The following is an 18,969-nucleotide window of genomic DNA, read 5'->3' as shown; positions in this document are numbered from 1 at the left end:
TAGATTACAATTGCATGTTAAGTGAGATCTATCAATTCTTCCGACGCGCTTTATTATTCCCTTCTAAATAAACCATCAAGATAGAAATATCTGCTGGATTGACCCCAGAAATTCGACTGGCTTGACCAATGGTCTCAGGATTGATTTTCTTAAACTTCTGACGCGCTTCTGTTGCAATCGAGTCAATTGCATCCCAATCAATGTTACTTGGAATACGCTTTTCTTCCATACGCTTCATCTTTTCAACCTGATCTAAGGCCTTATTGATATAGCCCTCATATTTAATTTCTGTCTCAATCAGTTCAATGAGCTTCGCATCTAAATCCTCAGCTGCGGGGCCAACAAAAGAAACCACATCTTGGTATTTCACTTCTGGACGTCGCATAAATTCTTTAGCTGTTACAGCATCTGCTAGGGGTTTAAAGCCCATTTCTTCCACTTTTTTATTAGTTGCTGCGACAGGTTTTAATTTTATAGATTCTAGGCGATTAAGCTCATTATCAAATTGGTTCTTCTTAATTTCAAAGTGTGTCCAACGCTGATCATCAACCAGACCAACCTGACGACCAATAGGGGTAAGGCGCATATCTGCATTATCATGGCGAAGAATCAAGCGATACTCTGCTCGACTAGTTAAGAGGCGGTAAGGCTCCAGTGTCCCTTTTGTCACCAAATCATCAATCATCACACCAATGTAAGCATCACTACGTTTTAAAATTAACTCTGGTTTACCTTGAACTTTCAAGGCTGCATTAATCCCAGCAATCAAACCTTGACCTGCTGCCTCTTCATAACCTGATGTGCCATTGGTTTGTCCTGCTGTAAAAAGACCAGACACTAGCTTAGTCTCTAAAGTTGCACGCAGCTGATGAGGTAGAATGATATCATATTCTATTGCATATCCGGTACGCATCATTTCAGCTTTTTCCAAGCCTTTAATAGAGTGGAGCAACTCCTTTTGTACGTCTTCTGGTAAACTCGTGGAGAGTCCTTGGACATAAATTTCTTCAGTATCCCGTCCTTCTGGCTCTAAAAAGAGTTGGTGTCGTTCCTTATCTGCAAATCGAACAATCTTGTCTTCAATAGATGGACAATAACGTGGGCCAACCCCTTTTACGATTCCTGAAAACATGGGAGCACGGTGCAAATTATTATTGATGATATCATGACTATTTTGATTGGTGTAAGTCAACCAGCAAGGCACTTGGTCTGTAACATAATCTTCGTCTTTTGATAAAAATGAAAAATGATTTGGTGTTTCATCTCCTGGTTGAATTTCTGTAACACTGTAATCAATCGAGCTAGCTTTAATCCTTGGAGGTGTCCCTGTTTTGAAACGCCCAATTTCAAAGCCTAAGTCACGAAGATTGTCAGCCAATGTCACAGACGCTAAACTGTTATTAGGACCTGAAGCATATTTCAAGTCTCCTAAAATAATTTCTCCTCGAAGAGCCGTTCCTGTCGTTACAACAACTGCTTTAGCTGAAAAATATTGGTTTGTTGCTGTTCTAATCCCAATAGCTTTACCATCTTCCACTAAAATTTCATCTACCATCGTTTGACGAAGGGTTAGGTTCTCTTGATTTTCAACTGTACGTTTCATACTAAGAGCATAAAGTGCCTTATCAGCTTGAGCACGAAGCGCACGAACTGCTGGACCTTTGCCAGTATTTAACATTTTCATCTGAATGTAAGTTTTATCGATATTTTTGCCCATCTCTCCACCCAAGGCATCGATTTCACGGACAACAATCCCTTTAGCTGATCCTCCAATCGAAGGATTACAAGGCATAAAAGCCAACATATCAATATTAATCGTTGCTAATAGAGTCTTACACCCCATTCGACTAGCAGCTAGGCTAGCTTCAACTCCTGCATGTCCTGCACCAATTACAATAACATCATAATCTTCAGTAAATGTATATGTCATATTTTCCTCTTTTCTAAAATTTCTTCGAGATATGGAACTAAATTTTTCTTGTTTTCATCGCTACTGGTAAACCATAGAAAATCAGTATGCTCTTCTGGATCAAGAAGAATGGTATTGGGCTGTTCAGGAAGTGTTACTTCATAGACCAGCCTTGTAAACACCGTCTGTTTTTCTTCATCAAACTGACTATCTTCATGGATAATGGTCAGATTTTCCTTTTCTATCGAAATACCTGTTTCTTCAAAACACTCTCTCACTGTAGCATCACGGGGTAACTCATTCTCCTCAACACGACCACCCGGAATATCCCAATACTGCGGAAATACATTTGGCTCTCCACGCTTAATCTGCGAACGCTGAATAATCAAGTGACTGTCTGCAACAGTCAGCAAGACATGGGCAATCAATTTAACCGGCATGGTTTCCTCCGCTACTTTAGTTGTCCGTCCCAGTTAGCTAACTCGGTCTTAAGAAAGGCTGGATTGAGATCCAGTTTCTCTAAGTCCGCAAAAGTAACCCATTCACACTGACGAATAGAATTTCCTTCTTCCAGATTGGGAGTTGGATTAGACAGTGGGGTAACTATATAGAGAAATTCAATCTGATGATAGGATTTCTCCTGCAAGGTGAACTGATTTTCAACGATGAAAGCTAGTGGTCCAACCTCCACATCAATTCCGATTTCTTCTTTCATTTCCCGTTGCACAGCCTCTTCGGTTGTTTCGCCAAGCTGAATAGCTCCACCTAAGGTGTAATATTTCCCCTCAGGTGACTTAACAAGATAAAGTTTCTCATCTTGTACCACCAAGCCCGTCGCCCGAACACCGAAGATTTGATTGTCATGTCTCGTTCTGAAATCCATCTTCTCTCCCCAATCGCAAAAAATAGCCAAAACTCTCGAAAATTGTAGGACAAAAAAGCCTACAATTCCCATGAGCTTTGACCATCATGATGATTGTTACCCTTATTCTATCAAAAGATTTGTAGAATTTCAAATCTGGTGTTACGTTAACGTTTCAATATATTCTAAGCCCCAAGCCTCAACAGCATCCAGCACCGAACGAAATTTTTCGCCCATTTCAGTCAAGCTATACTCTACACGAGGGGGGACTTCTGCATAGACCGTACGACTAATAATGCGATCCTCCTCCAATTGTCTAAGGTGCCTTGTTAACATGGTTTGAGTAATACCTGGAATCAGTCGCTGTAATTCATTGAAGCGTTTCGTTCCTGTACTGAGTTGATAGATAATCACCAATCCCCACTTACCAGTCAAGACTTTTTGTGTTGTTGCAAAAGGACAAATACCGTATTCACTAACTTTTTTCAAAAAACTTCTCCTTTATTTATCACAATAGTATCACTTTTGATACCAACAAATGAAAAAGTACCTACTTGCATAATTGACTACTTCCACTATAATTGTACTATATCAAAAAAATTGGAGGACATCAAATGTCAACAAACTTGGAAATTTTTAATGCCTATAACAATGCTCTCATCGCTGGTGATTTTGCAGCTCTTTTTGAAACTATGGCAGATGACATTATCTGGCATCAACCCGGAAATCATTCAATATCTGGTGCTAAAATTGGTAAAGAAGTACTCGGAGCACATCTAGCAACTTTCGCCGAAAAAACAAATGGAACTTTCAAAGTAGTGACAAACTGGGTGTCCGATAATGATACTCTCGTTGCCGCTAACGTAACATTCCTCGGTACTCGAACAGATGGTGAAGAACTAAACATGAATGGTATCGATCTTTTCCGTATGGAAGATGGTAAAATCAAAGAAGTTTGGCTCTTCTCAGCCGACCAAAAAGCTGAAAATGCTTTCTGGGGATAAGATAAAAAGCTTAGCACGAGGGTGCTAAGCTTTTTATTTTTGATTAAATATACTGACAAGCCTCTCCATCTTTATAGGCCATGTCAATCATGCCACCGCCTAGACATTCTTGTCCGTCGTAGAAAACTACGGCTTGTCCTGGTGTGATTGCTCGTTGTGGCTCTGCAAAGATGACTTCTGCCTTGTCCCCTTTCACCTTGACAGTCACTTGACTATCTGGTTGACGATAACGAAACTTAGATGTACATTCCAACGTGAATTCTTCAGGCATATCGCGTGTAAAGTGGACTTGACTTGCTTGTAAAGAGGTTGACATAAGAGATTCATGATAGAAACCTTGGCCGACATAGAGAATATTTTGGGATAGGTCTTTTCCGACAACAAACCATGGAGTATTGTCCCCACCGATTTGTCCACCGATACCAAGCCCTCCACGTTGTCCAATGGTGTAATACATCAAGCCTGCATGTTCTCCCATATCACGACCATCAACCGTCATCATACGACCTTTTTGAGCAGGTAGATACTGACTGAGGAACTCTTTAAAGTTTTTTTCACCAATAAAACAGATTCCTGTTGAATCTTTCTTTTTAGCTGTTGCTAAACCAGCCTTCTCAGCAATCTCACGAACTTCAGATTTTTGCAAATGTCCCAAAGGGAACATAGTTTTCTGCAATTGTTCTTGTGATAATTGGCTAAGGAAATAGGTCTGATCCTTACCATTATCTGCTCCACGTAGCATATGAACGATACCATCTTCATCACGTGACACCTGAGCGTAATGACCAGTCGCAACATAGTCTGCTCCTAAATTCATAGCATAATCCAAGAAAGCCTTGAATTTGATTTCCTTATTACACATGACATCAGGATTTGGCGTGCGCCCCGCCCGATACTCTGCCAGAAAATACTCAAATACACGATCCCAATACTCTTTTTCAAAGTTGACAGAGTAGTAAGGAATACCAATTTGGTCTGCCACAGCTGCCACATCTTTATAATCTTCTGTGGCGGTACAGACCCCAAATTCATCTGTGTCATCCCAGTTTTTCATGAAAACGCCAACAACATCATAACCTTGCTCTTTTAAAAGAAGAGCCGTAACAGATGAGTCAACACCTCCACTCATACCAACAACAACACGTGTTTTAGAGTGATCACTCATTATTCTTCTCCCATCAATATAAGATACCTCAGCTTAAAATCAATACCAAAAACATTTAAGATTTTCCGTCTCTAAAATGTTAAGCTTGACCTTTTCGCTCAGGTTCAATGTTAACTTAGCAGTATGATCTAAGTCATCAAAATTCGATTTGAAGGTCGATTTTGAAACGCAAAACTTGCGCCTAAACATTATATCACGATGTATCTGGAATGCAAGCGTTAAACGATGCCATTTTTTATTCTCTTCAATAATTTGTTATAATAAAACTGCGTTAAAAAAGGAGATCAAATGATGAAAGCACTAAAATTTCAATCCGTTTTTGATATTATTGGCCCTATCATGATTGGACCATCATCAAGTCATACAGCAGGAGCAGTGCGCATAGGAAGAGTCGTCGCCTCAATTTTTCACGATATTCCAGAGGAAGTTGAGTTTGAACTCTATCATTCCTTTGCCAAAACTTATAGAGGACACGGGACTGACTTGGCTTTAGTTGCAGGGATTCTAGGAATGGAAACAGATGACCCTAGGATTCCTAAAAGCCTTGAGATTGCTCATCAAAAAGGCATTAAAGTCTATTGGAAACTCAACAAAGAAAGTAATACTCCTCACCCCAATACAGCTAAAATTACGGTCAAAAAGGAAAATAAGAGCATGAGTATTACTGGAGTTTCTATCGGTGGAGGGAATATTCAAGTCACTGAACTTAATGGTTTTTCTGTTTCTTTAAAGATGAATACACCAACCTTGATTATTGTCCATCAAGATGTTCCTGGAATGATTGCTAAAGTCACCGACATCCTATCCTCACAACACATCAATATTGCCCAAATGAACGTGACACGTGAAAAAGCTGGCGAGAAAGCCATTATGATTATTGAAGTGGATTCTAGAGATTGTGAAAAAGCGATGTTAGATATCCAAAATATCCCTCATTTACATAATGTCACTTACTTTGATTAGAAAGGATTGCTATGTTTTATTCCATAAAAGAATTGGTCCAACAAGCAGATGATTACCATAATGGTAGTGTTGCTGACTTAATGATTGCCACTGAAATGGAACTCTCTGGTCGCCACAAAGAAGAAATTATTTCTTTAATGTCTAAAAACCTTGATGTCATGCTTGACTCTGTTCAAAAAGGGCTAGATAATCGTCAGTCTATCAGTGGGCTCACTGGAGGAGATGCTCTAAAGATGGATCGTTACATCCAACAAGGACCTACCTTATCCGATACCACAATATTGATGACTGTTCGAAATGCCATGGCCGTTAATGAATTAAATGCCAAAATGGGACTGGTATGCGCAACACCTACAGCAGGTAGTGCTGGTTGCCTACCAGCAGTCCTATCAACGGCTACCCAAAAACTCCAACTTAACCAAAAAGAACAGCTTGATTTTCTATTCTCAGCAGGTGCTTTTGGTCTTGTCATTGCCAACAACGCCTCTATCTCTGGTGCAGAAGGTGGCTGTCAAGCTGAGGTTGGGTCTGCCGCTGCCATGAGTGCTGCTGCCCTTGTCTTAACAGCTGGTGGGTCTGCTTACCAAGCAAGTCAAGCTGTAGCTTTTGTGATAAAAAACCTTTTAGGATTGATTTGTGATCCTGTTGCTGGGCTTGTCGAAGTCCCTTGTGTCAAGCGTAATGCTTTAGGTAGTTCCTTTGCATTTGTCGCTGCTGACATGGCTTTAGCTGGAATTGAATCAAAAATACCAGTTGACGAGGTAATTGATGCGATGTATCATGTTGGCTCTAGTCTTCCTACTGCTTTTCGTGAAACAGCTGAAGGAGGTCTTGCCGCTACACCTACTGGAAAACATTATGCCAAAGAAATTTTTGGAAAATAATTTCTTTGACTTGATTAAATAGACTAAAACAAACTGCGTTTAACATCCTTATTTTTTATAAACCATCTAATAGAAATCATTTCTATTAGGATTTAATCTCATGCCCAAAAGTTTACATATTGACAATCATCTTTACACTGTCTTTACAGGAGGAAACAATGAAAACAATACTATTTGACCTTGATGGCACTCTATTAGACAGTAGCCCAGGCATTCGACACTGTTTTATCAAAACCTTTAAGGAGCTTGGACTGCCTGTACCAAATAATCAAACCATTCAGAGTTTCATAGGACCTCCTCTTGAAACCACTTTTAAAACAATTAATCCAAATCCTGAGTTTATCCAACGTGCCATTCAAACCTATAGACACTATTATCAAGAAACAGGTGTTTATGATGCTACTGTCTATGAGGGAATCGTGCAGGCTTTGGAAGAATTAGTGAGGTCTGGCTATCAACTCTTTATCACAACAAGTAAAAATCAAGAAATGGCCACTCTTATGATGAAACATTTTAAACTTGACAAATACTTTACAGCTATCTATGGCTCTACACCAACCGCTTTTATCAAAGCTGATGTTATCAAACGGGTTATAAATGATTATCATCTGACATTGCATGAAACTTGTATTATTGGCGATACCAAATTTGACATTATTGGTGGAAAAACAATAGGCATCAAGACCATTGCCGTAACTTGGGGATTTGGACAATCTAAAGATTTAGCACAAGCAAATGCTGTCATTAAACAACCTTCTGATATCAAAAAAGCCCTTGAAACTATATAAGTTTCAAAGGCTTTTTTACATACCCCAGGCAGATAAACCTTGAGCATTATAAGCATTTAGAGCTGCGTTAACTTGATCTTGCACAGTAGCTGTCGAGCCCCATCCTGGCATAGTCTGAAAGAGACCAGAAGCACCCGACGCATTTGATGCAGTTGCATTACCATTTGATTCACGCGCAATAATATATTCCCAAGTTGATTGTGGAACGCCTGTTGCTGCTGCCATCTGTGCTGCTGCCTGACTGCCAACTGTACCCGCTGTATTTCCATTACTAAGCACATAACCTGTTTGCTGGACTGGAGCTGAGGCTTGACTATAAGCAACTGTCGTTTGTGGAGTAACGGACTGTTCTGCACTATTGGAATAAGCCACCTGCTCTACATAGACTGGAGCAGTATCTGTAGCCTGAGTAACTGATGCGCTCTGCGTTGCTTCTGTAGAGGTCACCAAAGTATTAGTATCATCTGACATTGTGACATCAGCCATATCTACCTCTGATTCCGATACAGATACAGGTACAGATACAGGTACAGAAGTACTCTCTTTCTGAGAACTTGCACTTTCAACCAATAATTTTTTATTTAAACTACTAGTGGAAGTTACTGATAAATTTTTTTCTGACTTAGAAGAAACTTTTTCTTGTCCAAGAACTGTTAAAACTGCCACTAAACAAGTAAGTAATAGACTAGCTATAATAGCTAGTAGTTTCATTCTTTTTACTTTAGCCAAATGTAATTCTTTACGACGCATATTTTTTATCCTACCTTTTTCTTTTCCGTTATCCATCATAGCTTTTAAATGTTACCTGCATTTTGATCTTGTGTTAAAAATGTTACAAAAAAATTTAGTTTTTACAAAAAAACGTTTTCATAATAGATAAAAAAATTCATCAGAAAAAACTGATGAATTTATACTATTAATACCAACCATTAGCTAGCCAGAATGACTTAGCTGCTGACCATGAACCATAACGAGAAGTAACATAATTATCTGCTACTTTTTCTTGATTTTCAGGTGACAAATCACCATTCAAATATGAGATGGTTAATTGGTAACGACCATAATACTGACCATTTTGCGCTGTATAACTGCCACTAGATTCTTTTTGTGCAATCCACTCTTTTGCTTCCGCATCAGCTGCACTCAAACTGCTTGTTGTTGCAATTTCTGTTGTGCTAGAAGTGGAGCTACTATTAGTTGTTGCTGTGCTAGCAGTAGATGATAACTCCAAAACTTGCCCAACAGATAAGGTATTAGCATCAGTCAACTGGTTTAAAGAAACCAAACTATCCACACTCGTTTGATGAGTGGCTGCAATAGAAGATAGTGTATCACCTGATTGCACTGTATAGCTATCTGCATTAACCAAGGCTGGTGCAAAAATTCCAGCTGCTGTTGCCAAAGTAGCTACTCCTAGTTTGATAGAATTTTTCTTTTGATTTAGTACTGATTTGATAGTCATAATAGACTCCTTTATTTTTTCTTGATGTTCTATATGATATCCTTTCTTTATTACTTTAGTTTTGTGCTTTAGTTAAAAATGTTACAACTGTATTGAAGACAGATAAAAAACCGTCTTTAAACAAGACGGTTTTAAGGTGATTTAAGAAAGAACAAAAGAATTCCCAAACCAATCAAAATCATTAAGCTTATACTGTCTTTCCCTTGCCACTTCAGTTGACGAAACTTACTACGACCATCTCCACCTTGATAACCTCGTGCTTCCATTGCTGTTGCTAAAGCATCAGCTCTTTTAAAAGACGAAGCAAATAAAGGGATTAAAATAGGAATAACAGACTTTACCCTCTCTATCAAGTTACCTTCACCAAAATCAACCCCTCTTGCCCGCTGAGCATTCATAATTCTTGTCGTATCATCCATAAGAGTCGGCACAAAGCGTAAACTCAATGACAACATCAAGCCTATTTCATGTACTGGCACTTTAAACCGCTCTAATGGCTTTAAAAGAGATTCTACTGCATCAGCTAAGCTCAATGGCATGGTTGTTAAGGTTAATAAGGTTGAAAAGAAAATAATCAAAACAAACCGCATAAAAATCAAGCCAGCCTGACTTAGACTATAATCTGTAATTTTTAGAAAAGCAAAGGACCAAATAACAGCTCCACCTTGAGTAAATAACATCTGAAAGATAGTCGTAAACAAAATCAAGCCTATCATGGGCTTTAAACCGCCAATAAAGAAGCGAAAAGGAATTTGAGAAAGTAAAACAGCAAATAAAGTAAAAACAAGCATAATAACATTTGTTATGACATTATTAGCCCAAAATATGATACCAATAAAAATAAACATGGCTAGAAGTTTAGTCCTAGGGTCTAGACGATGAATAAAAGACTGACCTGGAATATAACGTCCTAAGATCAACTTATCCATGTCCCACCTCCTTAATAAACTCCTCTAACGTAATTGGTAAACGCTCAAATTGACAGCCCTTAAGCGCCAATTTTTGAGCAAATTTAGTGATTTTAGGGACACCAAGTTGTTTTTCTTCTAATAAGGTCACATCTTGAAAAACTTGCTGAGGAGAACCTGATAAAATGACACATCCCTTTTCTAAAACATATACTTCATCAGCATAGTCTGCAACGTCATCCATTAAATGTGTTACCAAAACCAAGGTCATCCCTGATTGATGTAACTCTTTAAATAAAGACATCAACTCCAAACGTCCACTTGGATCTAAACCTGCAGTTGGCTCATCCAAAACCAAGACACTAGGTTCCATGGCTAAAATACCTGCAATCGCAACACGTCTCATTTGTCCACCTGATAAATCAAATGGATTTTTATCAAACAATGACTCTGGAATACCTACCAAGTTCAATTTTTCACGCGCTATCTGCTCTGCTTGTTCTTGTGATACCCCAAAATTTTGTGGACCAAATGCCACATCTTTTAAAACTGTTTCTTCAAAAACTTGACTCTCAGGAAATTGAAAAACAAGACCAACTTCCTTTCTCAGTGATTTGATGTCCTTATTTTTAGAGGTCGGTGTAATAGTACGTTCATTGACTATCACAGATCCCTTTGTTGGGATAAGTAGGCCGTTTAGAAGTTGCATAATGGTTGATTTTCCACTTCCAGTATGGCCGATAAAAGCAGTAAAACTCCCATCCTTAATTGCAAGGTTAATATCAAAAAGAGCAGGACCTTCAAATGGGGTACCCTGCTGGTAAGTATAACTCACATTTTGGAGATAAATTCCCATAAACTCTGTTCCAATTCTTCTTCTGTTTGATAAGCCTCTGGTTTAAACCCAGAAAACTGTTGTTCAAGCGCTAAACTCAATTTTACCGTAAAGGGAAGGTCTAACCCTAAATCTAACAACTCTTCGCCTTTTGAAAAAAGCTCCCTAGGCGTGCTAGAAAAAGCTACTTGACCTTTTTTCATCACCAAAACTCGATCGCTAAGAGCCACCTCATCTAAATCATGCGTAATAGAAATAACGGTTACACCTGACGATTGATGAATAGACTTAATAGTCTCAATCAATTCTAAGCGGCCCTTAGGATCTAACATACTGGTTGCTTCGTCTAAGATAATAATATCTGGTTGCATAGCAACAACTCCTGCTATGGCAACACGTTGTTTTTGTCCACCAGATAGGCGTGCTGGTTCTCGTGTCCTAAATTCTGTCATTCCAACCAATTCCAAAGCTTGATTGACACGCTGGCGCATCTCCTCATAAGCCACACCTTGATTTTCCAATCCAAATGCAATGTCATCCTCAACAGTAGCCCCTACAAATTGATTGTCTGGATTTTGAAAAACCATACCAATTCTACGACGTAAATCCCAAACATTATTTTCTGTCAATTCTTGTCCCATGATCTTAATGACCCCTGATTCAGCAGGGAGCAGACCATCAATTAATCGAACCGTTGTGGACTTACCACTCCCGTTGTGGCCAATAATTGATAACCATTCTCCTTTTTCAACTGAAAATGTTACACCATCTAGTGTATAGCGGTCTTGATGGCTATCATATTTAAATTTTAGGTTTTCAACTTCTATACTTTTCATAAGCGTTATTTAAAGGTGTCTTTAAAAAGGAAACTTGCTCCTTTAAAGTAATCATAACCTGAATAAAGAGTAAAAAATAAAGAAATATAGAGCATAATTTGTCCAAGCAAGTTAAAATGACAAAACAGTAAAATCACCGCCAGCATTTGTGTCGCAGTTTTTATCTTACCTGGCATAGCAGCCGCTAGTACCTCACCACCAGTTTCAACCAATAACAGTCGCAAACCTGTAACAGCCAATTCTCGACAAATGATCAAAGCTGCAACCCAGGCTGGAGCCATACCAAGACCAACCAACATGATAAATGCGCTCATCACCAACATCTTATCCGCCAATGGATCTGCAAATTTTCCAAAATTGGTCACGACCTTCCATTTCCGTGCCAAATAACCATCTAAATAGTCTGTCAAAGAGGCCACAGCAAATAAAACAGCTGCTACAACATGCCAAAATAAACTATTAGGTAAAGAACTCACTATCAAAAAAATAGGAATCATAATAATCCTAATAAGAGTCAATAAGTTAGGAATGTTTTCTTTTTTTATCATCTTAATAACTTTCTTTTATTCAATATTTAAGGTAATGTAACTAGCATCAGTTGCTGATAAACCGGATAAATCTACAGCTTGGCCACCAATTTTTACAGAAATGCCATTGGCAGATCCTAGACTAATGACGGCATTTGAAACACCGTCTTGAAGCGTTACGGTGTGAGAAGAATACCCCTCCCCTAAAATAATACCAGCTTCATCAATATCTGCATTAGTGACACTAAACCATGCTTCTGAAGCACCATCAAGACTGACCTCGATTGTTATAGGTTGGGACATATTTTTCGCTGTCACTGTTAGAGTATCTCCCCCTCCTTCAACACTCAAAGTAGGAGTCGGGGACTCTGTGCTCGAGCTAGTCTGCTGCGAAGAAGTCCCTGAAGTCACAACTTGAGAACTGCTAAACGATGAACTAGAGTCAGATGAATCGATTGACGTCACTTGTTGTAAAATCATATAGAGAACAAAGACCAAAATCAACGATGCGATGGTCCCTAAAATAATGAGAGGATAATACGACGGATTCTGGTTCTTACTTCCTGTCCGACTACTTCTTTCCTTAAAATGTCGCTCTGTCTGTTTTGTAGCTTCAGCCAAGGTGAGAGCTGTCTCATCACCTAACATTAAAGATGAACGCTCTGCTTGATATTCTCTCTCAATCTGCATCAAGTAATCAAAATCTAGATTTAATATTTCAGCATAACGACTTAAAGCCTGCTCTTCTTCATCTTTGGGGAGAGCTTCAAAATTATTTAGCTCCATCGCTAATAAATAAGCTTGAGGCACTCTTGTCTTTTTATAAATATCCTCAAGTGTTAAACCTTGTTTAACTCGTGTTTCACGTAAAACATCACCTATACGCTTCACTACTTTTTCCCTCTTTATCTATACGTTTATGTAGAGAATATTATAACAAATTTTTACAAGTTTTTCTGACTTATTATTTAGGAAAAATAACAAAATCTGATGTATCTATATTATCAATAAAGGCTCGACAATAACTCATAAACGTCCGATAATCTAATTCTTCTAGAATATTTGGAACGTCAAAATAATTTTGCTGATGAGATAAATACGTCATAAATTGATTGACTGTATTTTCAGTATAATTTAAGTCTCTTAAAAATTCGCCATATATCTCTTTTCTTACAATATCAAAATGTTCTGGATTAACATCTGGATCCGATGCAAACTGACGTACTGCTTGTCGAATGCGATTAGACATCACAATAGGTTGCTGCGTATCCATCGTCACCACAACAAACTGATAATCTTTTCCAATTTCTACCTCAAAGTCAAAGGAATGATCCACTTTCCCTCCCTCATAAAGAGATTGATAGCGTGTAGAAGTCATACCAAACAACAAGGCAAACAAAATCCTTATTGACAAACGGTAAGTGATCACATAATTAGGATCAATCACTGTACGACATCTAAACCCGACAGCTAATTTTGCTTGAACAATATCCATGTCAAATGACGAAGATGAGACAACAGGATAGTACTCGATTTCTGGACGTGATGGCGCCTTCTTCTTTCTAATTTTCAGACTCTCCTGTTTTTCGTTGACAGATTTGTAAACTTCCTTGACATCGAAATTTCCTACCACGACCAAACTTAAATTAGAGGGATGATAATACTTGGTATAAAAAGATTCCAAGACCTCCTTATTGATAGCCTTAATGCTATTCACACTTCCTGCAATATCCTCGGATAAAGCTGTGCGAGGATAAAGATTTTTTAAAATCCCTAAATAAAGACGATAATCAACATCATCTTGATACATTTCAATCTCTTGCGTGATAATCCCTTGCTCTCTAACAATAGACTCCTCATCAAAATAGGGGATCTGAACAAAATCTTGGAGCAAATCTAAACAAGCTAATAAGTTTTGACTGGTCGAAAAATAATAGCTTGTCCGATCAAAAGTTGTAAAAGCATTAACATCGGCACCAAGATTTGTAAAATCCTGTAAGACATCACGCCCTCCTGGCATTTCAAATAATTTATGCTCTAGAAAGTGAGCAACACCTTCTGGAAAGGGGACTTTTGTTCCTGTCAACTTTGTGTCAAGAGAGCCACTGAAACTTGTCAACATCGCATAGGATTCATGATAGTCTTTTCGTGGTATCAAATATAAAGATAACCCATTTTTTAATTGTTTGTAATAGACAGTTTCCTCTAACTTTGGATAAGTATAAGTTTCTAACCCCCTTGTCATTACTGTCCCTCCAAAATATAAAGAGCTTGTAATTTTAATTGCTGTGCAACTCTCATCATATCTTTCTTACCAACTGTATTTATTTTTTGAAGCCACTCTTCTAACTCTAGAGCTTGCTCACCATAAATTTCCTTATTATATCTAAGTTCCATCAAACTATCTGGATAATCTTCTGCGATACGTGCTTGGTTAACCAACATCTTTTTAGTTTGCTCAATCTCACGCTTTGAAAATTTTCCTAAACGAATAGAGCTTAATTGTTGATTAATCAATCGCAATGTCCGTTGACGGTTTTCTCTGTCTATTCCCGCATAAATTTTTAAGTATTGCGTTGACACATCATATTGACTAGCGATTGTATAAGCTAAGCCTGCTTTTTCTCTAACATTAGTAAATAACTTAGAGTGAGCATATCCTCCTAAAAGACCGTTTACTAATAATAAAGCAAAATAATCATCGGATCCATATGTTACCGGTAGATGATAGGCTAGATTGAGAATGGTTTGATGTGTGTCTCGACGCTCTATTTTTTCTCGTGTTATATTAGTAAACTGATGTTCGACTGAAAATTGAGGACTACTTTTTCTATCTTCTAGAGGAAAATGATTCACTTTTTGAATCACACGATAATCCTCCACCTCTCCCAATACAAAAATATCAATCCTGTCTTGTTGTAACATGCGTTGAAATTCTTGAAAAACAGTATAACTGTCCTCTTTTTTTATCAATTCTGGGTTTCCATATTTAGAATACTTTAAAACAGTATCACCAAAATAAAGTTCCCTTACGGCAAGATCTGAAGCATAATAAGGATCTTCTAAATCAGCCACCAAACTATTTATCAAGTTTTGTTTTTCAATATCAAATTGCTTAGGTTTGTATTGAGCAACCGATACCAGAGGATGAAATAAAGCTGCTTCAAGAAACGAGAGAAGGCTGTCTAATATACTATCTCCCGACATCAAAAAAGATTCTTTGACAAAGCTAATATTAATATCTACCATATGGCTGAGACCTCTAGTAGAGATGGAAGTCGAAAAACTAGCCCCATAAAGTCGTGCTAATTCTTGTCTAAAAGCCTGCTGTGTACTATAAATAGAATTAACAGATTCTAACATTTGAGCGACTAGAGCTCTACGTGCTAGAGTTCTTTTATCTCTTTTCCCTGTAAATCTGACTTTTATATGATTTGTCTTAAATTTATTACTCTTTATAAAGTGTAAATAAACACCTTCTGCTATTTTCATTTTTCTTCCTTTTATCCAGAGTTATTGTCTTTCATTATACCATTTTTATGCTATAATGACTTAGATTTAGAAAGAGGTATCGTTATGCAATATAAATTATTTAATGAATTTATTACTCTACAAGCACTTCTCAAAGAACTTAGCATTATTCCAAGTGGAGGGGCTATAAAGGCTTTCTTATCAGAAAATGATGTTTATTTTAATGGGGCTTTAGAAACACGCCGTGGTAAAAAATTACGCCTAAACGATTGTATTACTATTCCTGAGTTGGACATTGAAATTCTCCTAATTGAACCTAGTCTTGAGGAAAAAGCTAAACATCAAGAAGAATTGGATGAAAAAGCACGCGTCGCTGCCTTGGTGAAAAAGCTCAATCAAGAAAATAAAAAGAAAGCAATTAAGAAAAAAATAACATCATCTCGAAAAAATCCAGCCCAAACTCAACAGAAAAAACCTATACGCTTTCCTGGAATATAATTATGTGGATTTCATCAATCACTCTAAACAACTTTCGTAACTATAAGCATTGTCAAACAGACTTCTCACCTGACCTAAATATTTTTCTCGGAAAAAATGCCCAAGGAAAAACCAACATACTTGAAGCCATTTACTTTTTATCCTTAACACGTAGTCATCGAACAAGGCAAGATAAAGAACTTATTCACTTTCAGGAAAAACAACTGACAGTCTCTGGGACCGTGACCAAGCAATCTGGAGAGATTCCTCTAGAAGTTACCCTAACACAAAAAGGGCGAGTGACTAAAGTCAATCACTTAAAACAAAATAAACTGTCTGATTACATCGGAAATATGACGGTTGTTCTTTTTGCTCCTGAAGATCTGCAACTAATAAAAGGTTCACCTGCCTTAAGAAGAAAATTTATGGATATTGATTTAGGACAAATCAAACCACTATATCTATCAGATTTAGCCCAATATAACCATGTTCTCAAACAAAGAAATAGTTATTTAAAATCAGTTGACAACGTTGACAAGGACTTCCTTGCAGTACTTGATCAACAATTATCCTACTATGGAAGCCGTGTCATGAAACACCGACTAGAGTTTATCACGACTATTCAGCATTATGCTCGAGAACATCAATACTCCTTATCAAGCCAAACTGAGAATCTAAAAATAAATTACCTCCCCTCTTTTACATTCTCAGACACTGATCAGCTAGAAAATCTATTCTTACAAGCTTTGCAGAAACAACATCAACGAGATATTTTCAAAAAAAATACCTCAATCGGACCTCATCGGGATGATATCGATTTTTTTATTAATGACATCAATGCCAGTTTTTGTAGTCAAGGTCAACATCGTAGCCTTATTTTATCACTCAAAATGGCTGAAATTGATATTATAAAAGAAGGAACAGGAGAGTCCCCTATTCTTTTACTTGACGATGTTATGAGTGAACTTGACAACACTCGTCAATTAAAACTTCTTAAAAACATCCAAAAAAACGTTCAAACCTTTATCACCACAACAAGTTTAGAACATTTACACCATTTACCAAGTAACTTAAAAATCTTTACAGTAACAAAAGGGGAATTGACAGAAAAAAAAGCTTGAAATCTCAAGCTTTTTTTTATTGTGCTTTGACAACACCCAGTAAGACAGCTCCAATAACAAAGCAAAGGATACCTATAATCGTCCATTTGACTTCTTTTTTTGTTTTTGTCTCACCTAAAAATAAAATACCACCTATGATTGAAATAATCATTCCTAATTGTGAAAAACTAAAAGCAATTGCTAATCCTGCTGTTTTTGCTGCAAGTAACATAAAAATATTCCCAATTCCCCACAGAATTCCGACAAAAGAATTTTTTAAAACAACTGGTGCAAAACTAATTTGAAAACGCATCAACAACATTGCGCCAAGGACCATCCCAATTGACATTGGAAAAACAACTGATAAGGCATCAAATTTCATAATATTGTTAAATAAAATAGCATAAGAAAGGTAGCCAATCGTTGAATAAGTCAGAGCCCTAATGCCTTTTGAAAACTCTGTCAACTGACCTTCTGTTTGACTAATTTCCTCATCGCGTTTACTTGAAAAGTAAATACCTGATAGTAAAAAAGCTAGCGCAATAAAACCTAAAATAAATTGTATCGGACGGGTCCACTCCCCAAAAATAAAAACGCCAATGAGGCTTCCAAATAATAACTGAGCTCCACTTGATAATGGGTTAGCAACAGACACGCCCATGTATTTCATTGCATGAAATTGTCCATTTTGTCCCAAAGACCATAGCATTCCTCCCAATATCCCAAATAAAAGTAGTGTCCAGTCCATTGTCGGACGAACAACAACAAACACGATACTAGCAAAAAATAAAGCTCCAAGTGTCATCCCAAATGTTTGCTGGTTAGCTGTTCCCCCAATTTTATTACTTGCAAAACCAATACTTCCCCAAGCTAACATCGGTATTAGGGCGTATAAAATCCCCTCCATCTATTTTTCTCCCTTCATTATTAGTAGCTGTAATAGTTTATCTTATTTTAATTTTTTTGGCAAGTCTCATCAAATGACTACTCAAAAATAAAGAGATGAATTGTTCAACTTGCCCATTTAAACAAATCATCTCTTTTTTATCTCTTAACCCAATAAATCTTCTAAAATGACTCCAAATTTTTCAGCATTTGAAAGATCACCTTGAGCCAAAAATCCATTTAAAGCTTTGACCACCCACTTGGCTATTCCCAGTTGATCTGATAACTCCGAATAATTGAGGCTTTCAAGAATTTCAAGCAGTAAAACTTCATCAAGAAGCTCAAAAAAAGTTGACAATAAAGCGCCATCCACCTTATGTTGAGAAAAATAAGTGACTAGAAAAGCTTGGTCATCATCAGCCAATAAAAGGTGTAAGCTGAGTTTAGAGAGGAATAATTTTGCTAGTATTTTTAAAATCCTCTCATCAGCGTCACTTTCAGAAAAACATTCATGTAAAGTAAGAAGCTGCATCAAATCTTTCTTCTCATATGCTGTTTGCAGGTCCAACAAATCCTGATTAACTGACTCCTCATCTTTTCTATCTTCATCTGAGCTCTTACTAGCATCAAACAATAAAATAGTACCTTTCCCCACTGAACGTTGCTCAAAATCAGTCAAACTCAAATCCATAGCTGCTAAAGCAGCAATAAACTTGTCAATAGCTAATTGAGTTTCCCCATTTTCAAAACGCGAAAGTGTAGATTTTGATAAATCAGCACCCTTAGCCACCTGTGTTAACGAATAACCTTTTAGTTCTCTAAGAACTTTAAATTCTTGTCCATAATTTGTCATATCTCTATTTTATCAATTGAGTTCCGAAAACGCAACTTTG

At 37.4% G+C, this 18,969-nt stretch carries 21 protein-coding genes and 1 pseudogene; 6 read left to right on the top strand and 16 right to left on the bottom strand.

What is annotated here, in order from left to right; genetic code table 11:
• Positions 1–31: 31 nt before the first annotated feature.
• From mnmG to ACQRDX_RS03145, 4 genes are all read right to left on the bottom strand, one after another.
• The gene (gene mnmG / locus ACQRDX_RS03160) at positions 32–1,930 is read right to left on the bottom strand and encodes a tRNA uridine-5-carboxymethylaminomethyl(34) synthesis enzyme MnmG (RefSeq protein WP_427894185.1); all 1,899 of its coding nucleotides are present in this window, start codon (positions 1,928–1,930) and stop codon (positions 32–34) included.
• A complete protein-coding gene (locus ACQRDX_RS03155) occupies positions 1,927–2,349 on the bottom strand; it encodes an NUDIX hydrolase (protein WP_427894183.1) in 423 nt (140 codons plus the stop codon). The genes mnmG and ACQRDX_RS03155 overlap by 4 nt, the downstream gene beginning before the upstream one ends.
• Before the next feature lie 11 nt (positions 2,350–2,360).
• Positions 2,361–2,792: an NUDIX hydrolase gene (locus tag ACQRDX_RS03150; RefSeq protein WP_427894181.1), complete on the bottom strand. Its 432-nt coding sequence runs from the start codon at positions 2,790–2,792 to the stop codon at positions 2,361–2,363.
• A 141-nt stretch (positions 2,793–2,933) separates the two neighbouring features.
• On the bottom strand, positions 2,934–3,260 hold the full coding sequence (locus ACQRDX_RS03145; RefSeq protein WP_002938209.1) for a winged helix-turn-helix transcriptional regulator: 327 nt from the start codon (positions 3,258–3,260) through the stop codon (positions 2,934–2,936).
• A 125-nt stretch (positions 3,261–3,385) separates the two neighbouring features.
• Between ACQRDX_RS03145 and ACQRDX_RS03140 the strand changes: the two genes are divergently transcribed.
• Positions 3,386–3,775, top strand: a complete 390-nt coding sequence (locus tag ACQRDX_RS03140) for a nuclear transport factor 2 family protein (protein ID WP_427894177.1) — start codon at positions 3,386–3,388, stop codon at positions 3,773–3,775.
• Positions 3,776–3,818: 43 nt separating this feature from the next.
• Here the strand turns inward: ACQRDX_RS03140 and mnmA are convergent, their stop codons facing one another.
• Positions 3,819–4,940 carry a tRNA 2-thiouridine(34) synthase MnmA gene (mnmA, locus tag ACQRDX_RS03135; protein WP_427894175.1) on the bottom strand — a complete coding sequence of 374 codons (1,122 nt, stop codon included), beginning with the start codon at positions 4,938–4,940 and terminating at the stop codon, positions 3,819–3,821.
• A gap of 291 nt (positions 4,941–5,231) precedes the next feature.
• On the opposite strand from mnmA, the gene sdaAB reads away from it, so the two are divergent.
• The 3 genes from sdaAB to ACQRDX_RS03120 all read left to right on the top strand — a co-directional run bounded on the left by sdaAB (position 5,232) and on the right by ACQRDX_RS03120 (position 7,575).
• On the top strand, positions 5,232–5,903 hold the full coding sequence (gene sdaAB / locus ACQRDX_RS03130) for an L-serine ammonia-lyase, iron-sulfur-dependent subunit beta (RefSeq protein ID WP_427894233.1): 672 nt from the start codon (positions 5,232–5,234) through the stop codon (positions 5,901–5,903).
• A gap of 11 nt (positions 5,904–5,914) precedes the next feature.
• Positions 5,915–6,787: an L-serine ammonia-lyase, iron-sulfur-dependent, subunit alpha gene (sdaAA, locus tag ACQRDX_RS03125; RefSeq protein ID WP_427894172.1), complete on the top strand. Its 873-nt coding sequence runs from the start codon at positions 5,915–5,917 to the stop codon at positions 6,785–6,787.
• Positions 6,788–6,945: 158 nt separating this feature from the next.
• Positions 6,946–7,575, top strand: coding sequence for an HAD-IA family hydrolase (locus ACQRDX_RS03120; RefSeq protein WP_427894170.1), 630 nt, complete (start codon positions 6,946–6,948; stop codon positions 7,573–7,575).
• A gap of 15 nt (positions 7,576–7,590) precedes the next feature.
• Here ACQRDX_RS03120 and ACQRDX_RS03115 read toward each other — a convergent pair.
• The 9 genes and pseudogenes from ACQRDX_RS03115 to yfmF form a co-directional block, all read right to left on the bottom strand.
• Positions 7,591–7,863, bottom strand: a pseudogene (locus ACQRDX_RS03115) (transglycosylase SLT domain-containing protein); the annotation flags it as partial.
• Between the two features lie 628 nt (positions 7,864–8,491).
• Positions 8,492–9,037 carry a LysM peptidoglycan-binding domain-containing protein gene (locus tag ACQRDX_RS03110; RefSeq protein ID WP_427894168.1) on the bottom strand — a complete coding sequence of 182 codons (546 nt, stop codon included), beginning with the start codon at positions 9,035–9,037 and terminating at the stop codon, positions 8,492–8,494.
• Positions 9,038–9,168: 131 nt separating this feature from the next.
• Positions 9,169–9,966 carry an energy-coupling factor transporter transmembrane component T family protein gene (locus ACQRDX_RS03105; protein WP_427894166.1) on the bottom strand — a complete coding sequence of 266 codons (798 nt, stop codon included), beginning with the start codon at positions 9,964–9,966 and terminating at the stop codon, positions 9,169–9,171.
• On the bottom strand, positions 9,959–10,801 hold the full coding sequence (locus ACQRDX_RS03100; protein WP_427894164.1) for an energy-coupling factor transporter ATPase: 843 nt from the start codon (positions 10,799–10,801) through the stop codon (positions 9,959–9,961). Before ACQRDX_RS03100 ends, ACQRDX_RS03105 begins: the two co-directional genes overlap by 8 nt.
• Entirely contained in the window at positions 10,777–11,616 is an 840-nt protein-coding gene (locus ACQRDX_RS03095; RefSeq protein WP_427894162.1) for an energy-coupling factor ABC transporter ATP-binding protein, read from the bottom strand. Before ACQRDX_RS03095 ends, ACQRDX_RS03100 begins: the two co-directional genes overlap by 25 nt.
• A 5-nt stretch (positions 11,617–11,621) precedes the next feature.
• Entirely contained in the window at positions 11,622–12,164 is a 543-nt protein-coding gene (pgsA, locus tag ACQRDX_RS03090) for a CDP-diacylglycerol--glycerol-3-phosphate 3-phosphatidyltransferase (protein WP_276761349.1), read from the bottom strand.
• A gap of 15 nt (positions 12,165–12,179) precedes the next feature.
• A complete protein-coding gene (locus tag ACQRDX_RS03085; RefSeq protein WP_427894159.1) occupies positions 12,180–13,034 on the bottom strand; it encodes a helix-turn-helix domain-containing protein in 855 nt (284 codons plus the stop codon).
• Positions 13,035–13,107: 73 nt separating this feature from the next.
• The gene (gene yfmH / locus ACQRDX_RS03080) at positions 13,108–14,388 is read right to left on the bottom strand and encodes an EF-P 5-aminopentanol modification-associated protein YfmH (RefSeq protein ID WP_427894157.1); all 1,281 of its coding nucleotides are present in this window, start codon (positions 14,386–14,388) and stop codon (positions 13,108–13,110) included.
• Positions 14,388–15,635 carry an EF-P 5-aminopentanol modification-associated protein YfmF gene (gene yfmF, locus ACQRDX_RS03075; RefSeq protein ID WP_427894155.1) on the bottom strand — a complete coding sequence of 416 codons (1,248 nt, stop codon included), beginning with the start codon at positions 15,633–15,635 and terminating at the stop codon, positions 14,388–14,390. Before yfmF ends, yfmH begins: the two co-directional genes overlap by 1 nt.
• 84 nt (positions 15,636–15,719) lie before the next feature.
• Here yfmF and yaaA point away from each other — a divergent pair, with 84 nt between their 5' ends.
• Complete coding sequence (yaaA, locus tag ACQRDX_RS03070) at positions 15,720–16,112, top strand: S4 domain-containing protein YaaA (protein ID WP_427894153.1); 393 nt, start codon at positions 15,720–15,722, stop codon at positions 16,110–16,112.
• Positions 16,113–16,114: 2 nt separating this feature from the next.
• Positions 16,115–17,212 carry a DNA replication/repair protein RecF gene (recF, locus tag ACQRDX_RS03065; protein WP_427894151.1) on the top strand — a complete coding sequence of 366 codons (1,098 nt, stop codon included), beginning with the start codon at positions 16,115–16,117 and terminating at the stop codon, positions 17,210–17,212.
• Between the two features lie 16 nt (positions 17,213–17,228).
• Here recF and ACQRDX_RS03060 read toward each other — a convergent pair whose 3' ends face one another.
• Both ACQRDX_RS03060 and ACQRDX_RS03055 read right to left on the bottom strand, forming a co-directional pair.
• Complete coding sequence (locus tag ACQRDX_RS03060) at positions 17,229–18,098, bottom strand: GRP family sugar transporter (protein WP_427894149.1); 870 nt, start codon at positions 18,096–18,098, stop codon at positions 17,229–17,231.
• Between the two features lie 144 nt (positions 18,099–18,242).
• Entirely contained in the window at positions 18,243–18,929 is a 687-nt protein-coding gene (locus tag ACQRDX_RS03055) for a helix-turn-helix domain-containing protein (protein ID WP_427894147.1), read from the bottom strand.
• Positions 18,930–18,969 lie beyond the last annotated feature (40 nt).

This window comes from Streptococcus sp. SGI.013, assembly GCF_050315295.1.
GTDB classification, from domain to species: domain Bacteria; phylum Bacillota; class Bacilli; order Lactobacillales; family Streptococcaceae; genus Streptococcus; species Streptococcus porcorum.
This window is presented reverse-complemented; position numbering and strand designations above follow the sequence as displayed.

Bases quoted from the DNA above. Each gene is read 5' to 3' on its own strand.
- mnmG (WP_427894185.1), bottom strand. From the start codon at position 1,930: ATGACATATACATTTACTGAAGATTATGATGTTATTGTAATTGGTGCA.
- ACQRDX_RS03155 (WP_427894183.1), bottom strand. From the start codon at position 2,349: ATGCCGGTTAAATTGATTGCCCATGTCTTGCTGACTGTTGCAGACAGT.
- ACQRDX_RS03150 (WP_427894181.1), bottom strand. From the start codon at position 2,792: ATGGATTTCAGAACGAGACATGACAATCAAATCTTCGGTGTTCGGGCG.
- ACQRDX_RS03140 (WP_427894177.1), top strand. From the start codon at position 3,386: ATGTCAACAAACTTGGAAATTTTTAATGCCTATAACAATGCTCTCATC.
- mnmA (WP_427894175.1), bottom strand. From the start codon at position 4,940: ATGAGTGATCACTCTAAAACACGTGTTGTTGTTGGTATGAGTGGAGGT.
- sdaAB (WP_427894233.1), top strand. From the start codon at position 5,232: ATGAAAGCACTAAAATTTCAATCCGTTTTTGATATTATTGGCCCTATC.
- sdaAA (WP_427894172.1), top strand. From the start codon at position 5,915: ATGTTTTATTCCATAAAAGAATTGGTCCAACAAGCAGATGATTACCAT.
- ACQRDX_RS03120 (WP_427894170.1), top strand. From the start codon at position 6,946: ATGAAAACAATACTATTTGACCTTGATGGCACTCTATTAGACAGTAGC.
- ACQRDX_RS03110 (WP_427894168.1), bottom strand. From the start codon at position 9,037: ATGACTATCAAATCAGTACTAAATCAAAAGAAAAATTCTATCAAACTA.
- ACQRDX_RS03105 (WP_427894166.1), bottom strand. From the start codon at position 9,966: ATGGATAAGTTGATCTTAGGACGTTATATTCCAGGTCAGTCTTTTATT.
- ACQRDX_RS03100 (WP_427894164.1), bottom strand. From the start codon at position 10,801: ATGGGAATTTATCTCCAAAATGTGAGTTATACTTACCAGCAGGGTACC.
- ACQRDX_RS03095 (WP_427894162.1), bottom strand. From the start codon at position 11,616: ATGAAAAGTATAGAAGTTGAAAACCTAAAATTTAAATATGATAGCCAT.
- pgsA (WP_276761349.1), bottom strand. From the start codon at position 12,164: ATGATAAAAAAAGAAAACATTCCTAACTTATTGACTCTTATTAGGATT.
- yfmH (WP_427894157.1), bottom strand. From the start codon at position 14,388: ATGACAAGGGGGTTAGAAACTTATACTTATCCAAAGTTAGAGGAAACT.
- yfmF (WP_427894155.1), bottom strand. From the start codon at position 15,635: ATGAAAATAGCAGAAGGTGTTTATTTACACTTTATAAAGAGTAATAAA.
- yaaA (WP_427894153.1), top strand. From the start codon at position 15,720: ATGCAATATAAATTATTTAATGAATTTATTACTCTACAAGCACTTCTC.
- recF (WP_427894151.1), top strand. From the start codon at position 16,115: ATGTGGATTTCATCAATCACTCTAAACAACTTTCGTAACTATAAGCAT.
- ACQRDX_RS03060 (WP_427894149.1), bottom strand. From the start codon at position 18,098: ATGGAGGGGATTTTATACGCCCTAATACCGATGTTAGCTTGGGGAAGT.
- ACQRDX_RS03055 (WP_427894147.1), bottom strand. From the start codon at position 18,929: ATGACAAATTATGGACAAGAATTTAAAGTTCTTAGAGAACTAAAAGGT.